The following is a 20299-nucleotide window of genomic DNA, read 5'->3' as shown; positions in this document are numbered from 1 at the left end:
AGCGATTTTTTCCGGGATGAAATACAATTACAAAATTAAGCATAATTCATAATTCATTATTCCCATGTTGCCACGAGAGGACTTACTCAAAGGCGTCGAAAATCGCGATACGGTTGCCCGTGTGATTGATCAAGCGGAACAAGCGATCAAAACTTGGGAAGTGGTGTTAACCGATTTCCTCTCACCGCCTGTACTGGTGGAAATTCAGCAGCAGTTTGCGCGGTTGACGGAGGTACAACTTTTACCATGGGGAGGATATCCTCAAGCTGAACGTCAACGGCTGGGGATCACCCGTGAAGAATTACCTCTGGATCAGTCTCAGGTTGAGGTAGCGGCGTTAGATATTGAGGGTAATTTTCTCTTTGATCCAGCCACCCATCGGGATTTCTTGGGCGCGATTCTGGGAACAGGGATTGTGCGAGAGAAAGTTGGCGATATTATTGTTTTAGGCGAACGCGGCGCTCAAGTGATTGTGATTCCAGAAATTGCCTCGTTTCTGGAGACGCAGCTAACTCAAGTGCGTTCGGTTCCGGTGAAAACTCGACCGATTGAGTTGAGTCAACTCAAGATTCGAGAACCGAAGAAGAAAGAAATGACGACAGTCGAAGCATCGATGCGCCTAGATGCGATCGCGTCAGCCGGATTTGGCACATCTCGCAGTAAAATGGCAGATTTGATTGGGGCGGGTGATGTGCGGGTAAACTGGAAAGAGGTGAGCCAAGCGAGTTACTCGGTTAAACCGGGCGACTTAATCGCGATTCGGGGTAAAGGGCGCTTGCAAGTTGGAGATGTTAGCATAACCAAAAAAGAGCGTTACCGTATCCAGTTAACCCGATTTATTTAACCATTTTCCAGCAGCATTAGATGACAGACTCAGTAAGCCATCAGCAGGAGGAACTTCCCGTCGAGATGCAATCATCTAAACTCAAGCCGAGCTTTTCTTGGCAAGGGATATTTTCTTTGCTGATGTTTTTTTATATGTATCTGCCGATTTTGGTCTTGACATTTTATAGCTTTAATCAGTCAGCCTATAGTGCCAATTGGCAGGGATTTACGTTGGAGTGGTACATTAAGCTATTTAGTGACGCACGGGTGCTGAAGTCGTTGCAAAATAGCTTGACGGTTGCTTTTGTTGCTGTCATCATTTCCGCCGTGATTGGCACGTTGATGGCGGTGGGGTTGGTGCGTTATCAATTTATGGGCAAGGGGTTATATCGTGGAGTATCCTACTTACCGTTGATTATTCCCGATATCGCCATGGCAGTGGCGACTCTGGTATTTCTGGCGGTGATTGGCACGCCATTAAGCTTGTGGACAATTGTGGCGGCGCATGTGGTATTTTGTTTGGCATACATTGCCTTTGTTGTCTCTTCGCGTATTTCCAGTCTTGATCCGTATTTGGAAGAAGCAGCACTCGATTTAGGCGCAACCCCCTTTCAAGCGTTTATTAAAGTGTTGTTGCCAGAATTGATGCCTGCCATAATTGCAGGGTGTTTAATTTCCTTTGTTCTCAGTATGGACGATTTTCTGATTGCTAGCTTTACGGCTGGAACCGGATCGACAACTCTACCGATGGAGATTTTTAGCCGCATTCGTACTGGAGTTAAACCCGATATTAATGCCTTGAGTGTAATTTTAATTGGCGCATCTGGGGCAATTGCCTTTGTGGGTGAGTGGCTGCGCTATCAAGGGGAAAAGAAGCGATTGAGATAGGGATTCGTCTTATGTCTTATGTCTTATGTCTTATGTCACTCGTTACTCGTCATTCGTCATTCGTCATTCGTCATTCGTCACTCGTCATTCGTCAAAGAATAGTAAGCATGGAATTATAAAAAAATATAGGTTAGTTGTCAAACCATAAGACTATATTCTCCAGGATTGGCTAAATGCATTAAAATTTGTAAATATAGAGAAATAAGATATAGCGTTTAAATTTGTCCGACGAACCTGGAAATAAGGAGGGGAGAAGTGGAACCTACCATAAACTGTGCTGAAGCCTGCGTCAATGGTTGTGTATTGGGTGATAAATGTCCCCACAAGGAGTATGCGGCTAAAGCCTCAACATTTATCAATGAGACGTCATTGGATAAAATGTATGAGATAGCTGAGGAGGCGCGACGGAAGAAACTGATGGAACCACCTAAGTGGGTGATTCCCGATTTTCCGGAGTAGTTAAAATTGGATTAAACTCACGTATTGCACCAGTCTCCATCAGCCAATGTCATGTAAGGTGGGCAAGAGTTATAACCGTTACCCCCTCTGAGAGTAAAGCGTGTTGCTTTTGTCCACCCCACGGCAACTTAGAATTCAGGATTCAGTTAGGAGAGAGGATGGGAATGATGATAAATAAGTATATAGACATAAATTTTTGTTAACTGAGTTACAGGTTGTCAAGGACATTAATTATTTACTATTCTCTGTTTTTGAGTTGACCTGATTCTACAAAATTCTTTAAGCTCGACAGTAATAAATCCCAAACCTTAAGCATTTCAGAGTACATTTGCTCAGACTTTAAGTTGGTATGTTCTAGTTTAAGATTCGTTCCCCGGTCAACTTCATCAAGAGTGTAACAAATAGTCAACTGGTTTTCTGGCGTTCTATCTGTACCGTGATTGTCGCTCCAATATGTATACTGAAACTTCTGATTAGGGGTTAAGATATCAATTTTACCATAATCAATAAAGTCTTCACCGTTATTGTTTCCTTTAAGGATAATATCACTACCAACTTGCCAATCGGATATCACTTCTTTCAGAGGATAATATTGGATAATCTTTTCTGAATCGGTTAACGTGTCAAAGAGTAAACTCGGCGGTGCATTAATAAACAAGTTTTTTGTTATTGAAAAGCTTTTCATGATTTCTTGTCCTACAGCGTGAGCAGGAGAACTGGTATCATACGCAGTACCATCACCAGGCGTGGCACTGCAAATCCCTATTTTTAGCAGCTATGGCTAGTTAGAGCCTACGTTAACACTACCAAACGCGATCGCACTTTCTCTTGCCTTAACCCAAAATCGCCCCAACTGTGGCACTCTGGGATAATAGAAAACATACAGATAGTCTAGTTACAGAAATTATCCCGATGGTTATGCAAACACTTCCAACTCCTCAAACGGCTGCCAAACCCCCAGCATTGGATACCGTTATCCACCGTCGCCAAACCCGCCCGGTATCCGTCGGGAATGTCACGATTGGGGGCGGACATCCGGTGGTGGTGCAGTCGATGATTAATGAAGATACCTTAGATCTTGAGGGTTCCGTGGCTGGGATTCGCCGCTTGCATGAAATTGGCTGTGAGATAGTCCGAGTCACGGTTCCCAGTATGGCACACGCCAAAGCCCTCGCCCAAATTAAGCAGAAACTGATTCAGACGTACCAAGAGGTTCCCTTGGTGGCGGATGTTCACCACAATGGGATGAAAATCGCCCTAGAAGTCGCCAAGCATGTAGATAAAGTGCGGATTAATCCAGGGTTATACGTGTTCGAGAAACCAAAGAGCGATCGCACGGAGTATACTCAAGCTGAATTTGAACAAATTGGCGCAAAGATTAAGGAAACTTTAGCACCCCTGGTCGTTTCTCTCCGGGATCAAGGGAAAGCGATGCGAATTGGGGTGAATCACGGTTCCCTGGCGGAACGGATGCTATTTACCTACGGCGATACCCCAGAAGGGATGGTGGAATCGGCGCTGGAATTTATCCGAATCTGTGAATCCCTCGATTTCCGCAATTTGGTGATTTCCCTGAAAGCCTCCCGTGTTCCCGTCATGCTGGCGGCGTATCGGTTGATGGTACGGCGTATGGATGAGTTGGGGATGGATTACCCCTTACATCTGGGTGTTACAGAAGCTGGCGATGGGGAATATGGACGGATTAAGTCTACAGCAGGTATTGGTACTCTGTTAGCCGAAGGAATTGGGGATACGATTCGCGTTTCCCTGACGGAAGCGCCGGAAAAAGAAATCCCGGTTTGTTATAGCATTCTCCAGGCGTTGGGACTGCGGAAAACCATGGTAGAATATGTCGCCTGTCCGTCTTGCGGTCGCACCTTGTTTAATTTAGAAGACGTACTGCACGAAGTTCGGGAAGCAACGAAACACCTGACGGGTTTAGATATTGCTGTGATGGGGTGTATTGTTAATGGTCCAGGAGAAATGGCAGATGCGGATTATGGCTATGTGGGTAAGCAACCCGGTTATATTTCCCTGTATCGCGGACGGGAAGAGATTAAGAAGGTGCCGGAAACTCAAGGGGTTGCGGAGTTAATTAATTTGATTAAATCCGATGGTCTTTGGGTTGATCCCTAAGATGAGTGGGGTACGAGCGATCGTACCCCTAAAATCACATTAGCAGAAGGTAGAAGGGAAAAAAGAAAGTTACGAGGTAAAAGGAAATGATATAGCCCTACGGGGTACGGAAAGGACATTCCCCTGTTGCCTATTGCCTGTTGCCTGTTGCCTTTTCACCCAATTGTATTGTCCTAACCTTAATGCGTAGTGCCATAACCGACCCTTTCTCTGGGACAGCAACAACAGGTTTAGTTGCTGCTGAACAGGGATTACAAGCTCATTGTTTAGATATTAATCAATTTCTGATCTGGCTGGGTAATGCCAAATGCCGGAATTATTCGAGTTCGGAACTGGATGACTTGAATCAGAGAATTAAAAGAAGCATTTATCAATGTAAAGGTCTGATTGATCAAGAGTGCTGGACTCCTAATATTTATAACATTACTCGCTGGTGGAGTACACATACATTAAAAATTCTAGCAGCACTTCGACAAGCCTTGGTCAGCGAATTTGGTGAACCGAAAGAGGATGATATTTCTTCCTTGGCATGGGTGGCTTTTTGCCGTTTAGTGATTGAAACCTCTTCCGCCGCCTTTAATCATGTGTCTATGTCGTTTCATCAGCAAGTTACTCGGTATGAAGTTGAACAAATTGAACAGCTTTACCAAATTATTGTTGAAGCGATAATTAATAGTATCAGTCACCCTTTAGCAGGTAAAGCAACAGTATTCTATGCTGATTCACGGTACTCTGTATCCAATGACATGAAATATTCTCATGTCGTAACCTCACCACCTTATCCCAATCGGATGAGTTACATTCGTGAACTTCGTCCGTATATGTATTGGACAAAGTTTCTAGATACTGCCAAAGAAGCAGGTGAGATAGACTGGCAAGCGATTGGAGGAACATGGGGTGTGGCGACGAGTAGATTACAGAATTGGGACTCTAATGAAATCGAATGGTCAGCTTCGTTGAACAGGATTGTTTCCCAAATTGAGGAATCAGAAAATAAGAATGCTCAGCTTATGGCAAAGTATGTCAAGAAATATTTCTATGATCTGCACTTGCATTTAGATAATTTGCGTCACAACTTACAGGATAATGCAGTGCTGTCATACATTGTCGGGAATTCTTCGTTCTATGGGATTTCGGTTAATACGGAAAAACTTTTGGAAGAATCATTACACCAACTTGGATATACCAATATTGGTAGTAACGTTATTCGCAAGCGAAACAGCAAGAAAGAACTGTTTGAATACTGTGTTTATGCGACATGGAAAGAGAATAGAAAATAGCAATAAATCAAACGGACAACATGTGCCAACTTAAAAGCCGCAGGGAGCGATCGCGCAATTGCAGGTTGGTTGAAGTAGGATGAGGTAGAGCAAGAGTTGGAGTCGCGATCGCGATTGAAAACCAGTAACGACTGATTGGCTGGGCGTCAGTTTTGGCTAATTATCAAGAATTAATATCAATAGTAAAAATAAATCATTAGACAAGATTCGGCATCTATCGCAAGAGGGATAAGATGCAAATATCTGGTAAATCAAGGCTTCTATGTCCTAGTGCCGAAGAAAAATCTGCCCAATTTCAGATTACTTGTTGCAAATAAACCCATTAACCTGCATCATTTATGAATAGATAGCAAAAAAACTTTATAGAGGTTTCACAATGAGTACCTACGCACAAGAACTCAGAGCGACGGCACAGGCAATGGTTGCCCCCAGCAAGGGTGTCTTGGCGATGGATGAAAGTAACGGCACTTGTAATAAGCGATTGGGGAAGGTTGGTATCGACCAAACCGAAGAGATGCGTCGCACCTATCGCGAGTTAATTTTGACCACGCCTAACTTGGGGAATTACATCAGTGGCGCGATTCTCTATGATGAAACCATTCGCCAATCGACCAAAGACGGGATACCGTTTCTCAAGGTGATGACCGATACGGGGATAATCCCTGGAATTAAAGTGGATACTGGCGCCAAAGACATGGCAGGTTTCCCTGGGGAAAAAGTCACCGAAGGACTCGATGGTCTGCGCGATCGCATTGCGGAGTATTATCAAATGGGCGCTCGCTTTGCCAAGTGGCGGGCAGTGATCACGATTGGTGATGGCATTCCCAGCCGGGGTTGTATTGAGGCAAATGCCCATGGATTAGCCCGGTATGCCCAACTCTGTCAGGAAGGGGGTTTGGTTCCTATTGTGGAACCCGAAGTGCTGATTAATGGGGATCATACTCTGGAACGCTGTTATCAGGTAACCGAAGAAACCCTACGCACGGTTTTCAATCAGCTTTATACTCAGCGAGTCGCCTTCGACCAAATGATCCTCAAACCCAGTATGGTCATTTCTGGGAAGGATTGCCCCAACCAAGCCAGTGTGAATGAAGTGGCAGATGCGACGGTGCAATGTTTAATGAATTCAGTTCCAGCATCTGTGGCGGGTGTAGCATTCCTGTCTGGGGGTCAAAGTAATGAGCAAGCATCGGCTCACTTGAATGCGATGAATGTGAAGTATGCAGAGCAAGCGCCTTGGTCCATAAGCTTCTCTTATGCCCGTGCTATTCAGCAACCTGCTTTGGAAGCATGGAAGGGGAAAGAATCCAATGCGTCTTTAGCTCAAAAACTGCTGCTGCATCGGGCGAAGTGCAATAGTGCTGCCCATGATGGTAAGTATACACCTGAGATGGAGAAAGAACTGGAACCTGTAACCGCTTAGGTTGAATAGCACTGAAAAGCGTGCATTTTGGGATTGCCCAAACCCTTGATATACCGTAGGGTGGGCATTGCTTACCAGCCTTAAGTAAGTGCCATTCCGTTTAAGTTCATTCTCAGGACTTACTCAGGTTGAACCGTTGAACAAGCATCTGTAGGGGTAATTATGAATTGCCCCTACTTAATTCGGAAATGAGTTATTCTGAAACCAAGCCTGGAAAGGCAGGCGTTCTCTTATCTGGTCAAGAGGAAATACATGACAGCGCTGGAAGCTTTGCAATCTGTCCAATTTGTCACTGTAAAAGGCAAGCGTTTAGCCGTTATCAGCGCCGATGAATGGGAAGCGCTAATTGAATGGTTAGAAACCCTCGAAGATGTACAAATTGCCCGGACAGCATTTGCCGACTTAAAAGCAGCAGGGGGCGATCGCGCGGTTGCAGGTTGGTTGAAGTGGGATGAGGTGGAGAAAGAGTTGGAGTGAGTCGTTACACAGTCTATGTTACTCCTGATGCCTTTGGCGAAATCAAAAACCTTCCAGGGAATATTAAACAGCGCATCAGACGAGTAATTGGGGAATTAGCCGACAATCCCCGCCCACCTCAAAGCAAAATGCTTAACCTCCCCGATGTGGAAGCAGAGGTATGGCGGCTACGGTTAGACAATTGGCGACTATTGTACGCGATCGCAGAAACAGACAAAATTATCGATGTATTGGCTATCCGTAAACGCCCCCCTTACGATTATGGAGATTTAGAAACCTTACTGGAAGAGTTAGAGTAGCGATCGCGATCCCCCTTATAACTTAGTCCGCGTAGGCGGACTTTGTTTGTGTAGCAGCGATTTTAATCGCCGTGGCAAAAAGCAGATTGGGTATTATAACCTCATTTTTTTTAGCACTTTGTACAGTACCCCGATTAACAAATTCTGGGGAGTTGATCCCCCACTAGCATATCGACAATGCGTTCCGCCCCAAAAGCCGTTTGCAGTAATACCACACCCGCCGGGGAATCAATCACTTCACCGACAATACAGGAATCCTTTCCGGCTGGGTGAGACTTCATCACCGATAATACAGATTCAGCGTGCGATCGCGGTACAATAACTACCAGTTTTCCTTCATTGGCGAGATATAACGGATCTAATCCCAGAATCTCACAAACTCCATTCACCTCTTCCCGAATCGGAATCGACGCCTCATCCAGACGAATCCCCACTTCGGAACTTTGGGCGAATTCATTTAGTACCGTGGCGACACCACCACGAGTTGCATCCCGCATCGCGTGAATGTCAGGACAAACCTCAAGAATGGCATCTACCAACCCATTTAACGGTTGACAATCGCTTTTAATGTCGGTTGACAATGCCAATTCCCCACGGGCGATTAAAATAGCTGCACCATGATTTCCCAATTGACCATTAATAATTACTGCATCACCGGGTTGAATATGATGGGCGGAAATAGAAACATTTTCTCTAATCACACCAATTCCGGCTGTATTGATAAACAGTTTATCCGCCGAACCCCGATGAACAACTTTAGTATCCCCAGTCACTACCTTCACCCCAGCAGCATCGGCGGCGTTTTTCATACTGAGAACGACTTGCCGTAAGGTTTCAACTGGAAGTCCTTCTTCCATGATCATGCTACAGGTTAAATATAGGGGTTTTGCCCCACTAACGGCTAAATCGTTGACCGTTCCATTAATAGCGAGTTCACCAATATTACTACCGGGAAAAAATAGGGGATCAACGACATAAGAATCCGTGGTAAAGGCTAATCGATCGCCCTGAGTGATGAGTTGGGCGAGGGGAATTGTGGCTTGATCTTCGAGTTGGGAGAGGATGGGGTTATCGAAACTTCCGACAAAAATATCATCGATTAAATCCCGCATCGCTTTGCCACCACTACCATGTGCCAAGGTGATGGCGGTCTCTTTAACTTTATTCGGGCGGCGTCGGATTTGTTCGATTTTTTGGAAGAGAGGATTTTGGTTATTTGTCATTTGTCTTATGTCATTGGTCAAAACACTGATTTCACGGATTTCTTGGGGAGATAGGGGTAGGGAGGTGAGAGCTTATTGACACTGATTACACAGAGAATTTAGTTCTCTCATCAAGATAGGATGATTGGGATTTTTAGCGTCATTCGTCATTTGTCATTGTAAAGTTGGGGCGGGTGTAGGTGTAGGGTGCGTTAGCGTAAGCGTAACGCACCATTTCCAACGATAATAGTGAAAGTGAACCCCTACACAATGTCCCCATCTGACACACCGAGCGAAGTCGAGGTGTTCCCCATCTTCCCCTCACGATAACACTTATTCAACAGCCTCTAATTTAGGTGTGATGTTTCCCTCCTTTACCGGGTTTATCGGAATGTAATTCGCCGCCAACTGCCCAATTTTCGCGCTCAAATTCATCAATGTGAATTGTCACCCATTCTGGTTTCGTGCCCAAAGTGGAAACCAGGGTATCTGTGAGGGCTTTGGCGAGTTCACGTTTTTGATCAACCGAGTGACCTTTGGCAATTTGAACAGTAACAAATGGCATAACCGTTTATTCTCCACTCTAAACCTGTGTTTTAACAGTATTGTATGGGGGAAAACGGACGGATTCTGTAGTTTAATTATCGGTTTGAGTCAAGGGCGATTCCAGCATCTGTAGGGGCGGGTTTTACGAATAACTTGCAAGCAAAAACGGGTCACTTATGTAAACCTGCCCTGTTTCTATAGCGTTTTATATGAGTTGTGAACCCCACCCCTGCCCTCCCCTTGCTAAGGGGAGGGTTTGGGAGGGGTCAGATTTTCACATACAGCTTGGAAATGCTATAGTGTTGTTAATTAATCCAGGCGGGTCGCCCCTACAGGGGATTAATTGATACCTACAGCCGTTTTGGTGACTTTGGATAGGCGTCCATATTTGTAATACGCTGCACAAGCCCCTTCTGAAGATACCATACAAGTTCCAATTGGATTTTCTGGTGTACAAGCGGTACCAAAAACTTTACATTGCCAAGGTTTCATGACGCCTTTGAGGATTTCGCCACATTGACAGGCTTTGTGATCGGCGACGTGACGATTGGGAAGGGTAAATTTAACTTCGGCATCAAATTGGGCGTATTGGGGGCGAATTTTGAATCCGGAATTGGGAATATCACCGAGTCCCCGCCATTCAAATTTTTGCCGTACTTCAAAGACGGTATTCATGGCGTCTAAGGCGACGCGATTTCCTTGGGGTTGGACGATTCTATCATATTGGTTTTCCACCTCACAGCGCCCTTGAATCAGTTGCTGCAATATCATCCACAGGGATTGCAAAATATCCAAGGGTTCAAATCCGGAAACCACTAAGGGTTTTTGGTACTGTTGGGCAATAAAGTGATAGGGTTCTGTACCAATAACCATGCTGACATGACCCGGACCAATAAAGGCATCCAGTTGTAAATCGGGATTCTCTAATAAGGCTTGCAGGGCGGGAATGACTAGAACGTGATTGCAGAACATACTGAAGTTTTGCAGTCCTTCAGCATCGGCTTGCAGGATGGTTAACGCGGTACTAGGGGCGGTGGTTTCAAAGCCAAGTCCAAAGAAAACCACTTCTTTATCCGGGTTATCTTTGGCAATTTGCAGGCTATCTAGGGGAGAATAAACCATACGAATATCCGCCCCGGCTGCTTTGGCTTGGAGGAGGCTTTTCTGGGAACCGGGAACCCGCATGGCGTCACCAAAGGTGGTGAGGATTACATTAGGATAATCTGCGATCGCGATCGCGTCATCTAGGCGTCCCCTTGGCATGACACAGACGGGACAGCCGGGACCATGGATTAATTCGATGGTGTCGGGTAAGATTTCTTCGAGTCCATATTTAAAGATGGAATGGGTATGACCGCCACAGACTTCCATCACTTTTAGCGGTTGGGTTGATGTTTTGCCCAATTGAGTGGTTAAGGTTTGGATTTCTCGCAGTAGGGCTTTGGCTTTTTGGGGATCGCGAAATTCGTCAACGTATTTCATAGTTTGTCATTGGTCATTGGTCATTGGTCATTGGTCATTCGGTTAAGGCGAGTTCTTGGAGTAATTGTAAGGTTTCGGCGGCTTCTTGTTCGTCGAGGCGATTCATGGCGAAGCCGACGTGGACTAATACCCAATCGTTAATACAGGTGTCAATGGGATGATTGTCATCAATAATACAGGCAATATTAACTTGGCGTTGGACGCCGCCAATATTAACCATGGCGAGTTGGTGTTCTTTATCTGTTATTTCCGTAATTTGACCGGGAATGCCTAAACACATTTTTTTGTTGTCCTTTGTTGGTTGTTTGTTGTTTTGGGTAAGCTGAGGTTTGAATTTGGAGGAGGGCGGATTTTGTTGTTCCGTTAGTGGTGAGGAGGGCGGGTTTTGTTGTTCCGTTATTGGTGGGGAGGGCGGGTTTTGTTGTTCCGTTATTGGTGGATATTTGAATTGATTCCCTAAACCCGCCCCTACAAATTGTCCCTAAACCCGCCCCTACATCTTGCGGCGATTACGGCTTGTCCTAAGGATAGTCCTCCATCATTGGGTGGAACTAGGCTGTGTGTCAATACGTTCATCCCCATTCTCTCTAAATTTTCCCTGACTTGGGTCAATAAAATCCGGTTTTGAAACACACCTCCGGTGAGGATTACTTGGTTGCTGATTAAATCAGGACGTAACTGCTGAACCATAGTCGCGATCGCATCGGCTAATCCTTGGTGAAATTTGGCGGCAATGAGGGACTTTGACGCATTTTGCTGTAAATCGTCCAATAATGCAAGCCATAGGGGATAAGGATCTAAAATTAATTCTGTTTCCTGATCTAGTTTGCCAATTTTAAAGGGATATGCCCCCCCTTCTTTAACATAATTTAAGCTATCCGGCATAACCAGGGCTTCCATTTCAATCGCGGCTTGCCCTTCATAGCTACAGTCTGCCCGACAAATCCCCAAGGCTGCGGCGACTGCATCAAATAATCGTCCAGCAGATGAGGCGAGGGGGGAGTTAATCCCTTTTTCGATAAGTTGATTCAGCAGGTGATGAGGTTTTTGATCCAGAAATTGAATTAAGTCTAAGTCACCATACTCTTGTTTTAACTTGTTCCAGTCCAACGTTGCGATTAAATGGGCGTAGGTATTGCGCCAGGGTTGATAAATTGCCTGTTCGCCGCCAATCATGGCGATGGGTTTAAATTTGCCTAATCGTTTAAATCCTTGATAATCGGCTAACAGGAATTCTCCACCCCAAATTGTGCCATCTTCCCCATAGCCTAATCCATCTAAGGCGATTCCTAATAGGGGAGGAGTCGTGAGTGGGATGCTATTTTCTGCCATACAAGCGGCAATATGGGCATGATGGTGTTGGATAGGATGTAAGGAAAGATTATTAGCAGTTGCTAGTTCTTTCCCTAGTTTCGTCGATAGGTATTCGGGATGTTTGTCTGTCGCGATCGCACTCGGTTTATGGTCAAATAAGTTTAGGTAGAGATTGAGGGTGTTTTGGTAAGCGTTAAAGGCAGCAGCATTTTCTAAGTCTCCTAAATGTTGAGATAAGATGGCTTGTCCATCTCGCAATAAACAGAAGGTATTTTTTAGTTCACTCCCCATCGCCAGAATGGGTGGACATTTTTCAAATCCTGGGGGTAAATTAATCGGTTTCGGGGCATATCCACGGGCGCGGCGTAGGGTTTGGATGGAGAGGGTATGTCTTTCTTTAACGCTTCTATCGTTCACCGGATTGGGAAAACCTCTCTCCTGCGAGGAGAGAGGCTTTGAATTCTTCCCCAAGGTTTTAGGGTTGAGTTGAGACGGGATAACTCGCACTACTGAATCATCGACACGATTAACGATATCACGGTTATGCAGGAGCAAATAATCAGCGATTTTGCCTAATTTTAAACGGGCGTCTTGATTATCGATACATTGCGGTTCATCGGAGAGATTCCCACTGGTTAAAATAATCGGAGAATCTAGCTGTTGCAAAATCAAATGATGGAGGGGGGTGTAGGGTAGCATAAACCCCAATGTTGTTTGTCCCGGTGCAACTGAATCCGCAATTTTGGCTGTAGAGACGTTACCTGCAACGTCTCTACAATTGGCGCGGTTACTGGTTATATCAATTAAAACAATAGGTGCGGCGGGACTTTGTAATAATTCCTTTTCCTCGGCATTCAGAGTACAATACTGTTCAATAACCTCCAAATCTCGCGCCATTAAAGCAAAAGGTTTATGATACCGTTGCTTGCGCGATCGCAATCGTTGTACTGTGGTTTCATTGGTGGCATCACAGGCTAAATGAATCCCGCCTAATCCTTTAATCGCCACGATTTCCCCTTGTTTCAGCAGCGTACAAACGGTATCGATGGGGTTAGATGTATCAATCTTTTCACCATTCGCCCATTCTAACCATACCCTGGGTCCACAAACCGGACAAGCGATCGGTTGGGCGTGGAAGCGGCGATTTTCGATATCGTGGTATTCCCTCGCGCAATCAGGACACATCGCAAACTTCGCCATGCTAGTCTGTTTACGGTCATAGGGAATCGAGCGAATAATACTCAGGCGTGGTCCACAATGGGTACAATTCGTAAACGGGTAATTGTACCAGCGCGATCGCACATCAAAGGTTTCGGCTTGACAGTGAGGACAAGTGGCGGCGTCAGGGGGAATTTGGGTTTGAACGGTACTATTGACACTCTGGGTAATGGTAAAGTCATGGAACGTGCGATCGCCTGGATAAGAAGTACGGTCAATCGATTCAATCTTGGCAAGGGGAGGGCAGTCTGTTTGTAAGCGTTGCACAAAATCTGCGATCGCGTCCGTTGTTCCTGATACGTAAATTAAGACACCTTGACCATCATTACAAACTTCTCCGACTAGATTACACGCCTTTGCCAAACGATACACCGTTGGGCGAAATCCCACCCCTTGTACTGTACCGCGCACGCGAATTTCTTCTTGGCTGATTATGGATGGATGATTGTTTATTGCCATTTGCCTAATCTAGACAATCCTCCGCTATTGTAATTGATAAAATAGAACAAGCCAGGGATTCAAATCCCTGGCTAAAAGCTTAAGTCGTCTAAAGACGACTAAACACGGGTTTTAGTCCACTTCAGTGGACTTAAGCTATAAGCCATGAACTTGAGAACAGTGTGTTTTCATTTCCGACCAAATTGAAGCGATTGACGCTTTTGAACAAGGACTCAATGCTTAGTGAATAAAAATGTTAACAACCTGTCGCAACGACCCGCCAGGGATTCAAATCCCTGGCTAAAAGCTTAAGTCGTCTAAAGACGACTAAACACGAGTTTTAGTCCACTTCAGTGGACTTAAGCTATAAGCCAAGAACTTGAGTTCTTGGCGGGTGACGGGAGGTTACTAAACGTTTAAAATATAAGTCTGAGTCTGACAGATTTAAGAGGAATGGTTGTAGGTTGGGATGTTCCCAGGAAACCCAACATCAAAGGCTAAGGTTCCCTTACTACGAACGAACTTAGATGGGTTTGTCGCCACGTTGCGTCTGCTTTGCGATTTGTGGGTATTTCTAACACTCGAATCCCTTTACTCGGTAATGAACTCAGTAATTGCTGCAATTGTTGCCACGATTCAATACGTTGATACTCTACCCTGTATGTTAAACATAATTGTGCAAAGTCTATATGTTGGGGGGTGGCAAAGAATTCTTCAAAGGGTGGCTCAAAGTCGGAAATGGGTAACATCTCAAAAATACCACCGCCGTTATTATTGATTAAGATGATGGTGAGATGACCAGCAAATTTATTGTTGAGTAAAAAACCATTGGTATCATGTAATAAGGCTAAGTCTCCGGTTAGCATTACGGCACTCTGATTCCGGTGAGCAATGCCTAATGCTGTGGATAAAGTGCCATCAATGCCATTCGCACCGCGATTAAACCAGGGCTGAATTTCTGTATTCCCTGGTGACCAAAAGAATTCGACATCCCGCACGGGCATACTATTGGCAATAAATAAGGGTGTTCCTGGCGGCAAAGATTGAGAGAGTAACCAAGCGGCTTTTCCTTCAAATAATTGCGGCATTTCTGCCATGGTTTTATCAACAGCTTCCCTTATTTGCGTTTCTGCGTCATACCATTTTTTGAGGTAATGTGGGTTTTGTGGTGAGACAGTTCTCTCCTGTTCCTTTATCAGGGTGGGTTGAGTTACGTTATCAGTTTTGTCAACAACGTTATCTGTAAAACCCGCGCCTACAGTCTGATTTTGTGTCTTATTTGTTGTTATCCATTGCCCGATTGCTTCGATAGAAATCCGCAGATGCGTGGTTTTCCCATGCAGGGCATCTAAGTTATGATGACAGGGGTCAATAATCCAGCGTTGGGGTTGATAAGTATTTAACCAAGCGCGTAGTTCTTTACTGGTGGGAAGTTCGCCAATTTGAATAACAAGAGTCGGTGTTAGGTGTTGAGCCAGTTGGTGATTCCGGAGGATTAAGTCATAAGTGGAAATGAGATAAGGATTCAGGTGAGCGTAGTTTCTTAGGGGAGAAAGCCCTTCGGCTAATAGGGGAAAGTTTAGAGATTGCGAAAGTTGGGCAATTGCCTGACAATAGGCTTTAGGGTTTTGGGGTTGGGCTAACCCGGCAATAATTAAACCGCGATCGCACGCTTGCCAATCTGAATAGGGAATCCTGTGCAGAGGTGCAGGAGAGAGGGGATGCACAGATGCAGGAGTAACAGCGGCAAAGAAATCCTCAGCCTGGAATTGGGATTGTAACTCAGTGACGGCTGGATCAGGAATCGGTGCCAGAGGATCACGGAAAGGGCAATTTAAATGTACTGGACCGGGAGTAGGAAAGCGCGATCGCTCCCAAGCGTGAATCACGGTTTGTCGCAGATATCTCAACATCCCGATTTCCAGAGACGGTACGGCTAATTCCGTTTGCCAGTTGGGATAATTGCCATAGAGTTTTACTTGGTCAATCGTTTGCCCCGAGTGACAATCGCGTAGTTCTGGGGGACGATCTGCGGTTAAAATTAATAGAGGAACGCGGCTTTCTCGTGCTTCAATAATCGCGGGATAGAAATTCGCCCCGGCTGTCCCCGAAGTACAAACCAACGCCACAGGTAACCCTGATTTCCGGGCAACTCCCAAGGCGAAAAATGCAGCCGAACGTTCATCGAGAATCGGAATTGCCTCAACTTGGCTGTGTTGTGCAAAAGCAACAGTAAGCGGGGTGGAACGTGAACCGGGACATAAGACGGCAGTGGTTAATCCCAACCGCGTTAACGTTTCCACCAGTATAGAAGCCCAGACAGTATTGGTATTACGAAAGTCAATTAGCATCGCACCCAATACTATAGCGCTACGCGCTAGGCAATGGGCAATAGGCAATGGGCAATAGTGAAGAAAAATGCTTACCTTACAAGGGATTGAGCGATTTAAATTTTTCTTCTTTTGTCCTAACGTGTGCGCGTAGTGTCGTGGCACACCTTAGCAAGATGAATTAGAATTACGCCCGGAAACTGTAGGGGCGCAAAGACTTGCGCCCGATTCAATGGTCAAATCTATTCCACAATTTTAGCTGTGCCACGCCAGTAGTGCTATATAGCAGAAGCGTCTGGTTGTTGAGGTCTAAAGTTCTGTAGGGGTACGACATGTCGTACCCCTACAATGTCCTACCCCTACGATTCAGCGTCTGTGGGTCAATCCTAACTACAAACGAATCTCGGCTGTGACTAAATCATTACCTGCCCGTTCCAGATGGAACCCCACTTTTTCCGCCACCTTCTGCATCGGCACATTTTCTGCCAGAATATCAGCAGTAATCCGCGTCAGTTTCTCTTGGCGACCCACTTGAATAATCCGTTTCAGTAATTCCGTTCCTAATCCGCGACGCTGATAGGGGTCACTAATTAACATAGCGAATTCCCCTTCATTAATCCCATGCATCTTACTCAATCGCGCCACGCCCAAGATTTCGTGTTCTCCGGTTTGCGGATTTTTATAGTCCGCCACCAGTGCCATTTCCCGATCGTAGTCGATAAAGCAGATGCGGGTTAATCGTTCATGGGCAATCCGCCGACTCAGCTTCATTAAGCTGAAATAACGCAAATAGACACTTTCCTCCGATAGCGTTTGGTGGAATTGCACGATTAAGGGTTCATCCTCTGGACGAATCGGACGAATGGTCACCGACGTACCATCATTAAGCTGCCATGGGGTGACGTACTGCCGAGGATAGGGACAAACCGCCGTTTTGGGGAGTTGGTTTTCCTCTACGTCAAGATCATGAAGGATAATCCGCGCATCTAGGGCGATGAGTCGATCTGAAGACGCTTGCAGGGGATTAATGTCAATTTCTTTGATCCACCGCTGTTCAATCACCAACTGGCTAAAGCGAACCATAATTTGCTCAAGTTCGCCTAAATCAACAGCTTGGCGTCCCCGTACTCCTTTGAGTGCCTTATAGATTTGCGTCTGTTCGATCATCCGTCGCGCCAGGGTAGTATTCAGAGGTGGGAGTGCGATCGCCCGATCCTTGAATACCTCAACTAACTGTCCCCCAGACCCAAACACTAACACCGGTCCAAACTGCGGATCAACAATGCTGCCGATAATCAGTTCATAAGCACCATCCTGGCGCACCATTTCCTGAACCGTAACACCCAGGAAATGTTCAGCCCCAACTTTCTCAGTTACCGTGGATTCAATCGTCTTATACGCCCAGCGCACCGCTTCTTCATCGGTGAGATTCAACTGCACCCCACCCACATCGGTTTTATGGGTAATGGTTTCCGAGAAGAGTTTCAACACCACCGGGTATCCCAGGGAATTTGCCCAATTTACCGCATCCTCTTCTGTTTTTGCCACCCCAGTATGTACAATCGGGATATTATAGGCAGCGAGCAGTTGTTTCGATTCCAACTCCGTCAGAATCGTCCGTCCCGCCTTGCGTGCCGTTTCAATCATCTTCTGGGCTGAAGCGCGATCGGGTCCGGTTTCTTCGGATGAGGGTAAAATTGGCGTTTCGTAGATCCCACTCAGGTTGTAGCTGTACTGCCACATTAAATTAAATAACCGCGCCGCATCATCGGGGTAGGGATAGGTGGGAATACTAGCACGGTTGAGTAAGGTTTCCCCAGTTTTGGTTTCTGATCCTCCCATCCAACTGGCAAACACAGGTTTTCCAGCTTTCTGGGCATAAGGTTTTAACTGTTCGGCAATTTGAGTCGGATCAGTCATGGCTTGGGGTGTGAGAATCACCAGCAAGCCATCGCTGTTGGGATCTTCAACCGCAATATCTAAAGCTTTGGTATAGCGATCGGGGTCAGCATCACCGAGAATATCAATGGGATTACCATGACTCCAATGGGTGGGCAGGATTTCGTTCAGGGCAGTTACCGTATCCTCAGAGAGTTCTGCCAATGCACCACCCGCGCTAATTAAGGCGTCTGTTGCTAACACCCCTGGTCCGCCAGCATTGGTAATAATCGTCAAGCGAGGTCCTTTGGGACGACGGGGTTGTTTTGCCCACACCTCCGCCATATCAAACAGTTCAGAGATGGTATTCACCCGCACCACCCCACAACGGCGGAAGGCAGCATCCAGGACATTATCACTACCCGCCAAAGACCCAGTATGGGAGGCTGAGGCTTTAGCGGCGGCTTCGGTTCGCCCAGTTTTAATCACAATAATCGGCTTGGTTAATGCCACTTCCCGCGCCGCTGAAAGGAAGGATCGGGCATCGCCAATGGATTCCATATAAATAACGATGCTATGGGTGTGAGGATCATCACCCAGATAGTAAATCAGATCCCCCCAACTTACATCCATCATCGAACCAATGGAAATAAAGGCGCTAAAGCCCACATTTTCCCAAAAACTCCAATCGAGGACAGCAGTACATAATGCCCCACTCTGACTAATAAACGCCAAATTACCCGGACGCGCCATGGTACTGGCAAAGGTAGCATTTAACCCACTGCGCGGACTCATTAAACCCAGGCAATTCGGACCAATAATTCGCATCTTGCCCCGGGCGGTTTCCAGGATTTGCTTTTCTAATTCAACTCCCTTAGAACCCGTTTCTTTAAATCCCGCTGAAATAATAATCGCACTTTTTACGCCAACCTCAACGCACTCTTGGACGACTCCGGGTACGAAAGGGGCGGGTATGGCAATGATCGCCAGATCCACGGGATCAGGTATATCTTTAATACTCGAATAAGCAGGAATTCCCAAGACACTATGGCGTTTGGGATTCACTGGAAAAATGGTTCCCCCGAAGGGATTACTCATTAAATTCCATAGCAGGGTTCGCCCGACACTGCCCTCTTTATCCGTCGCCCCAATCACAGCAACGGTATCGGGGGCGAAGAAGGAGTGCAGGGGTTGACGTTCCGAACGCAGAATATCATACGCTGGATCGGTGGTTGGTTTAAGTGGCTTAACCATTGTTTTTTCCTTTCCTTAATTAATACTTCTGGGGAAAAATTGAAACGGAACGGTTAACACTGAACACACAAGGACTAAAACCTAGGGTTCTCCCTGATAATCTGCCATCTCAGTTGGGGAAGGTGGGGAAGATGGGAAGGTGAGGAAGATGGGGAAGATGGGGAAGGTGAGGAAGATGAGGAAGATGAGGAAGGTGGGGAAGATAATAGTTTGAAGTTCTACCCTTCACTTGGTTCGAGGGCATGGCGCTTTTATTAACTCCCCCAGCTCCCTCTGCTCCCCCGGCTCCCCCGGCTCCCCCGGCTCCCCCGGCTCCCTCTGCTCCCCCAGCTCCCTCTGCTCCCCCATCTCGGTGCAACCTGATGATAATTGAGTTGGCGATTCCGCTTGTATTGCCAACAGGCGATGAATATGAATCAGGGCGTCGGTAACTCCCTGTTGGGCAATGGGTGAGAGGGTTTCGCCAAACTCGAAGTCAACAGCGGGGATAGTAACCAGCCAAGCGGAGGGAGAATGATCATAAAGGACTTGGGCTAACGCTAACAGCGATCGCGGATCACAATGATGCCCGACCGAGATTGTATCAGCATCCTCCGATCGCAGGGGAAAGACTTGCACCGTGGCTGTCTCTCCAGATACCGGATAAGCATCCACAAAAATCGCCCCCTCCACCGTAGCTAAGGTTTGTGCCAATTCTGGAGTCAGTTGGTGCAGGGGAAGCGATCGCACTCCCAAAAATCCCCACTCTTGTACCTCCATTGCCACAACTTGACCCACACCGTCATCCCGCCGCAGTGTATTCCCATAGCCAATCACCACCCATTGGTCATTTGTCATTGGTCTTATGTCC

17 protein-coding genes are annotated in these 20299 nt (G+C 46.2%); 8 read left to right on the top strand and 9 right to left on the bottom strand.

The annotated features are described in order from the left end of the window. Positions 1-64 precede the first annotated feature (64 nt). The 3 genes from RID53_RS35705 to RID53_RS35695 all read left to right on the top strand — a co-directional run bounded on the left by RID53_RS35705 (position 65) and on the right by RID53_RS35695 (position 2172). On the top strand, positions 65-844 hold the full coding sequence (locus tag RID53_RS35705; protein ID WP_446392604.1) for a photosystem II S4 domain protein: 780 nt from the start codon (positions 65-67) through the stop codon (positions 842-844). 20 nt (positions 845-864) lie between these two features. After that, positions 865-1713, top strand: coding sequence for an ABC transporter permease (locus tag RID53_RS35700; RefSeq protein WP_446392603.1), 849 nt, complete (start codon positions 865-867; stop codon positions 1711-1713). Positions 1714-1968: 255 nt separating this feature from the next. After that, positions 1969-2172 (top strand): hypothetical protein, encoded by a 204-nt coding sequence (locus tag RID53_RS35695; RefSeq protein ID WP_446383012.1) that lies wholly within the window; start codon positions 1969-1971, stop codon positions 2170-2172. A 238-nt stretch (positions 2173-2410) separates the two neighbouring features. Here the strand turns inward: RID53_RS35695 and RID53_RS35690 are convergent, their stop codons facing one another. Then, positions 2411-2857: an SRPBCC family protein gene (locus tag RID53_RS35690; protein ID WP_446392602.1), complete on the bottom strand. Its 447-nt coding sequence runs from the start codon at positions 2855-2857 to the stop codon at positions 2411-2413. 233 nt (positions 2858-3090) lie between these two features. Here RID53_RS35690 and ispG point away from each other — a divergent pair, with 233 nt between their 5' ends. The 5 genes from ispG (at position 3091) to RID53_RS35665 (ending at position 7787) form a co-directional block, all read left to right on the top strand. Further along, on the top strand, positions 3091-4308 hold the full coding sequence (ispG, locus tag RID53_RS35685) for a (E)-4-hydroxy-3-methylbut-2-enyl-diphosphate synthase (RefSeq protein ID WP_446392649.1): 1218 nt from the start codon (positions 3091-3093) through the stop codon (positions 4306-4308). Between the two features lie 182 nt (positions 4309-4490). Further along, positions 4491-5588 carry a DNA methyltransferase gene (locus RID53_RS35680; protein ID WP_446392601.1) on the top strand — a complete coding sequence of 366 codons (1098 nt, stop codon included), beginning with the start codon at positions 4491-4493 and terminating at the stop codon, positions 5586-5588. 376 nt (positions 5589-5964) lie between these two features. Next, positions 5965-7011 (top strand): class I fructose-bisphosphate aldolase, encoded by a 1047-nt coding sequence (locus tag RID53_RS35675; protein WP_446392600.1) that lies wholly within the window; start codon positions 5965-5967, stop codon positions 7009-7011. A 252-nt stretch (positions 7012-7263) separates the two neighbouring features. Further along, positions 7264-7488 carry a hypothetical protein gene (locus RID53_RS35670; RefSeq protein WP_446392599.1) on the top strand — a complete coding sequence of 75 codons (225 nt, stop codon included), beginning with the start codon at positions 7264-7266 and terminating at the stop codon, positions 7486-7488. Further along, positions 7485-7787, top strand: a complete 303-nt coding sequence (locus RID53_RS35665) for a type II toxin-antitoxin system RelE family toxin (protein WP_446392598.1) — start codon at positions 7485-7487, stop codon at positions 7785-7787. Before RID53_RS35670 ends, RID53_RS35665 begins: the two co-directional genes overlap by 4 nt. Positions 7788-7921: 134 nt before the next feature. Here RID53_RS35665 and hypE read toward each other — a convergent pair whose 3' ends face one another. The 8 genes from hypE to RID53_RS35625 form a co-directional block, all read right to left on the bottom strand. After that, a complete protein-coding gene (hypE, locus tag RID53_RS35660) occupies positions 7922-9010 on the bottom strand; it encodes a hydrogenase expression/formation protein HypE (protein ID WP_446392597.1) in 1089 nt (362 codons plus the stop codon). Between the two features lie 331 nt (positions 9011-9341). Further along, positions 9342-9554, bottom strand: coding sequence for a tautomerase family protein (locus RID53_RS35655; RefSeq protein WP_006106176.1), 213 nt, complete (start codon positions 9552-9554; stop codon positions 9342-9344). A gap of 320 nt (positions 9555-9874) precedes the next feature. Next, positions 9875-11017: a hydrogenase formation protein HypD gene (gene hypD / locus RID53_RS35650; protein WP_446392596.1), complete on the bottom strand. Its 1143-nt coding sequence runs from the start codon at positions 11015-11017 to the stop codon at positions 9875-9877. Positions 11018-11051: 34 nt separating this feature from the next. Then, entirely contained in the window at positions 11052-11297 is a 246-nt protein-coding gene (locus RID53_RS35645) for a HypC/HybG/HupF family hydrogenase formation chaperone (protein ID WP_446392595.1), read from the bottom strand. Between the two features lie 188 nt (positions 11298-11485). Further along, positions 11486-14008: a carbamoyltransferase HypF gene (gene hypF, locus RID53_RS35640; RefSeq protein ID WP_446392594.1), complete on the bottom strand. Its 2523-nt coding sequence runs from the start codon at positions 14006-14008 to the stop codon at positions 11486-11488. Positions 14009-14484: 476 nt separating this feature from the next. Further along, a complete protein-coding gene (gene menD / locus RID53_RS35635; protein ID WP_446392593.1) occupies positions 14485-16338 on the bottom strand; it encodes a 2-succinyl-5-enolpyruvyl-6-hydroxy-3-cyclohexene-1-carboxylic-acid synthase in 1854 nt (617 codons plus the stop codon). A gap of 369 nt (positions 16339-16707) precedes the next feature. Further along, positions 16708-19449, bottom strand: coding sequence for a bifunctional acetate--CoA ligase family protein/GNAT family N-acetyltransferase (locus RID53_RS35630; RefSeq protein ID WP_446392592.1), 2742 nt, complete (start codon positions 19447-19449; stop codon positions 16708-16710). Positions 19450-19674: 225 nt separating this feature from the next. Then, positions 19675-20286, bottom strand: coding sequence for a hydrogenase maturation protease (locus RID53_RS35625; protein ID WP_446392591.1), 612 nt, complete (start codon positions 20284-20286; stop codon positions 19675-19677). Between the last annotated feature and the right edge of the window lie 13 nt (positions 20287-20299).

This window comes from Coleofasciculus sp. B1-GNL1-01 (assembly GCF_040220235.1).
Lineage (GTDB): Bacteria > Cyanobacteriota > Cyanobacteriia > Cyanobacteriales > Coleofasciculaceae > Coleofasciculus.
Note: the sequence above shows the minus strand (reverse complement) of the source record. Positions and strands in the feature narration are given on the sequence as shown.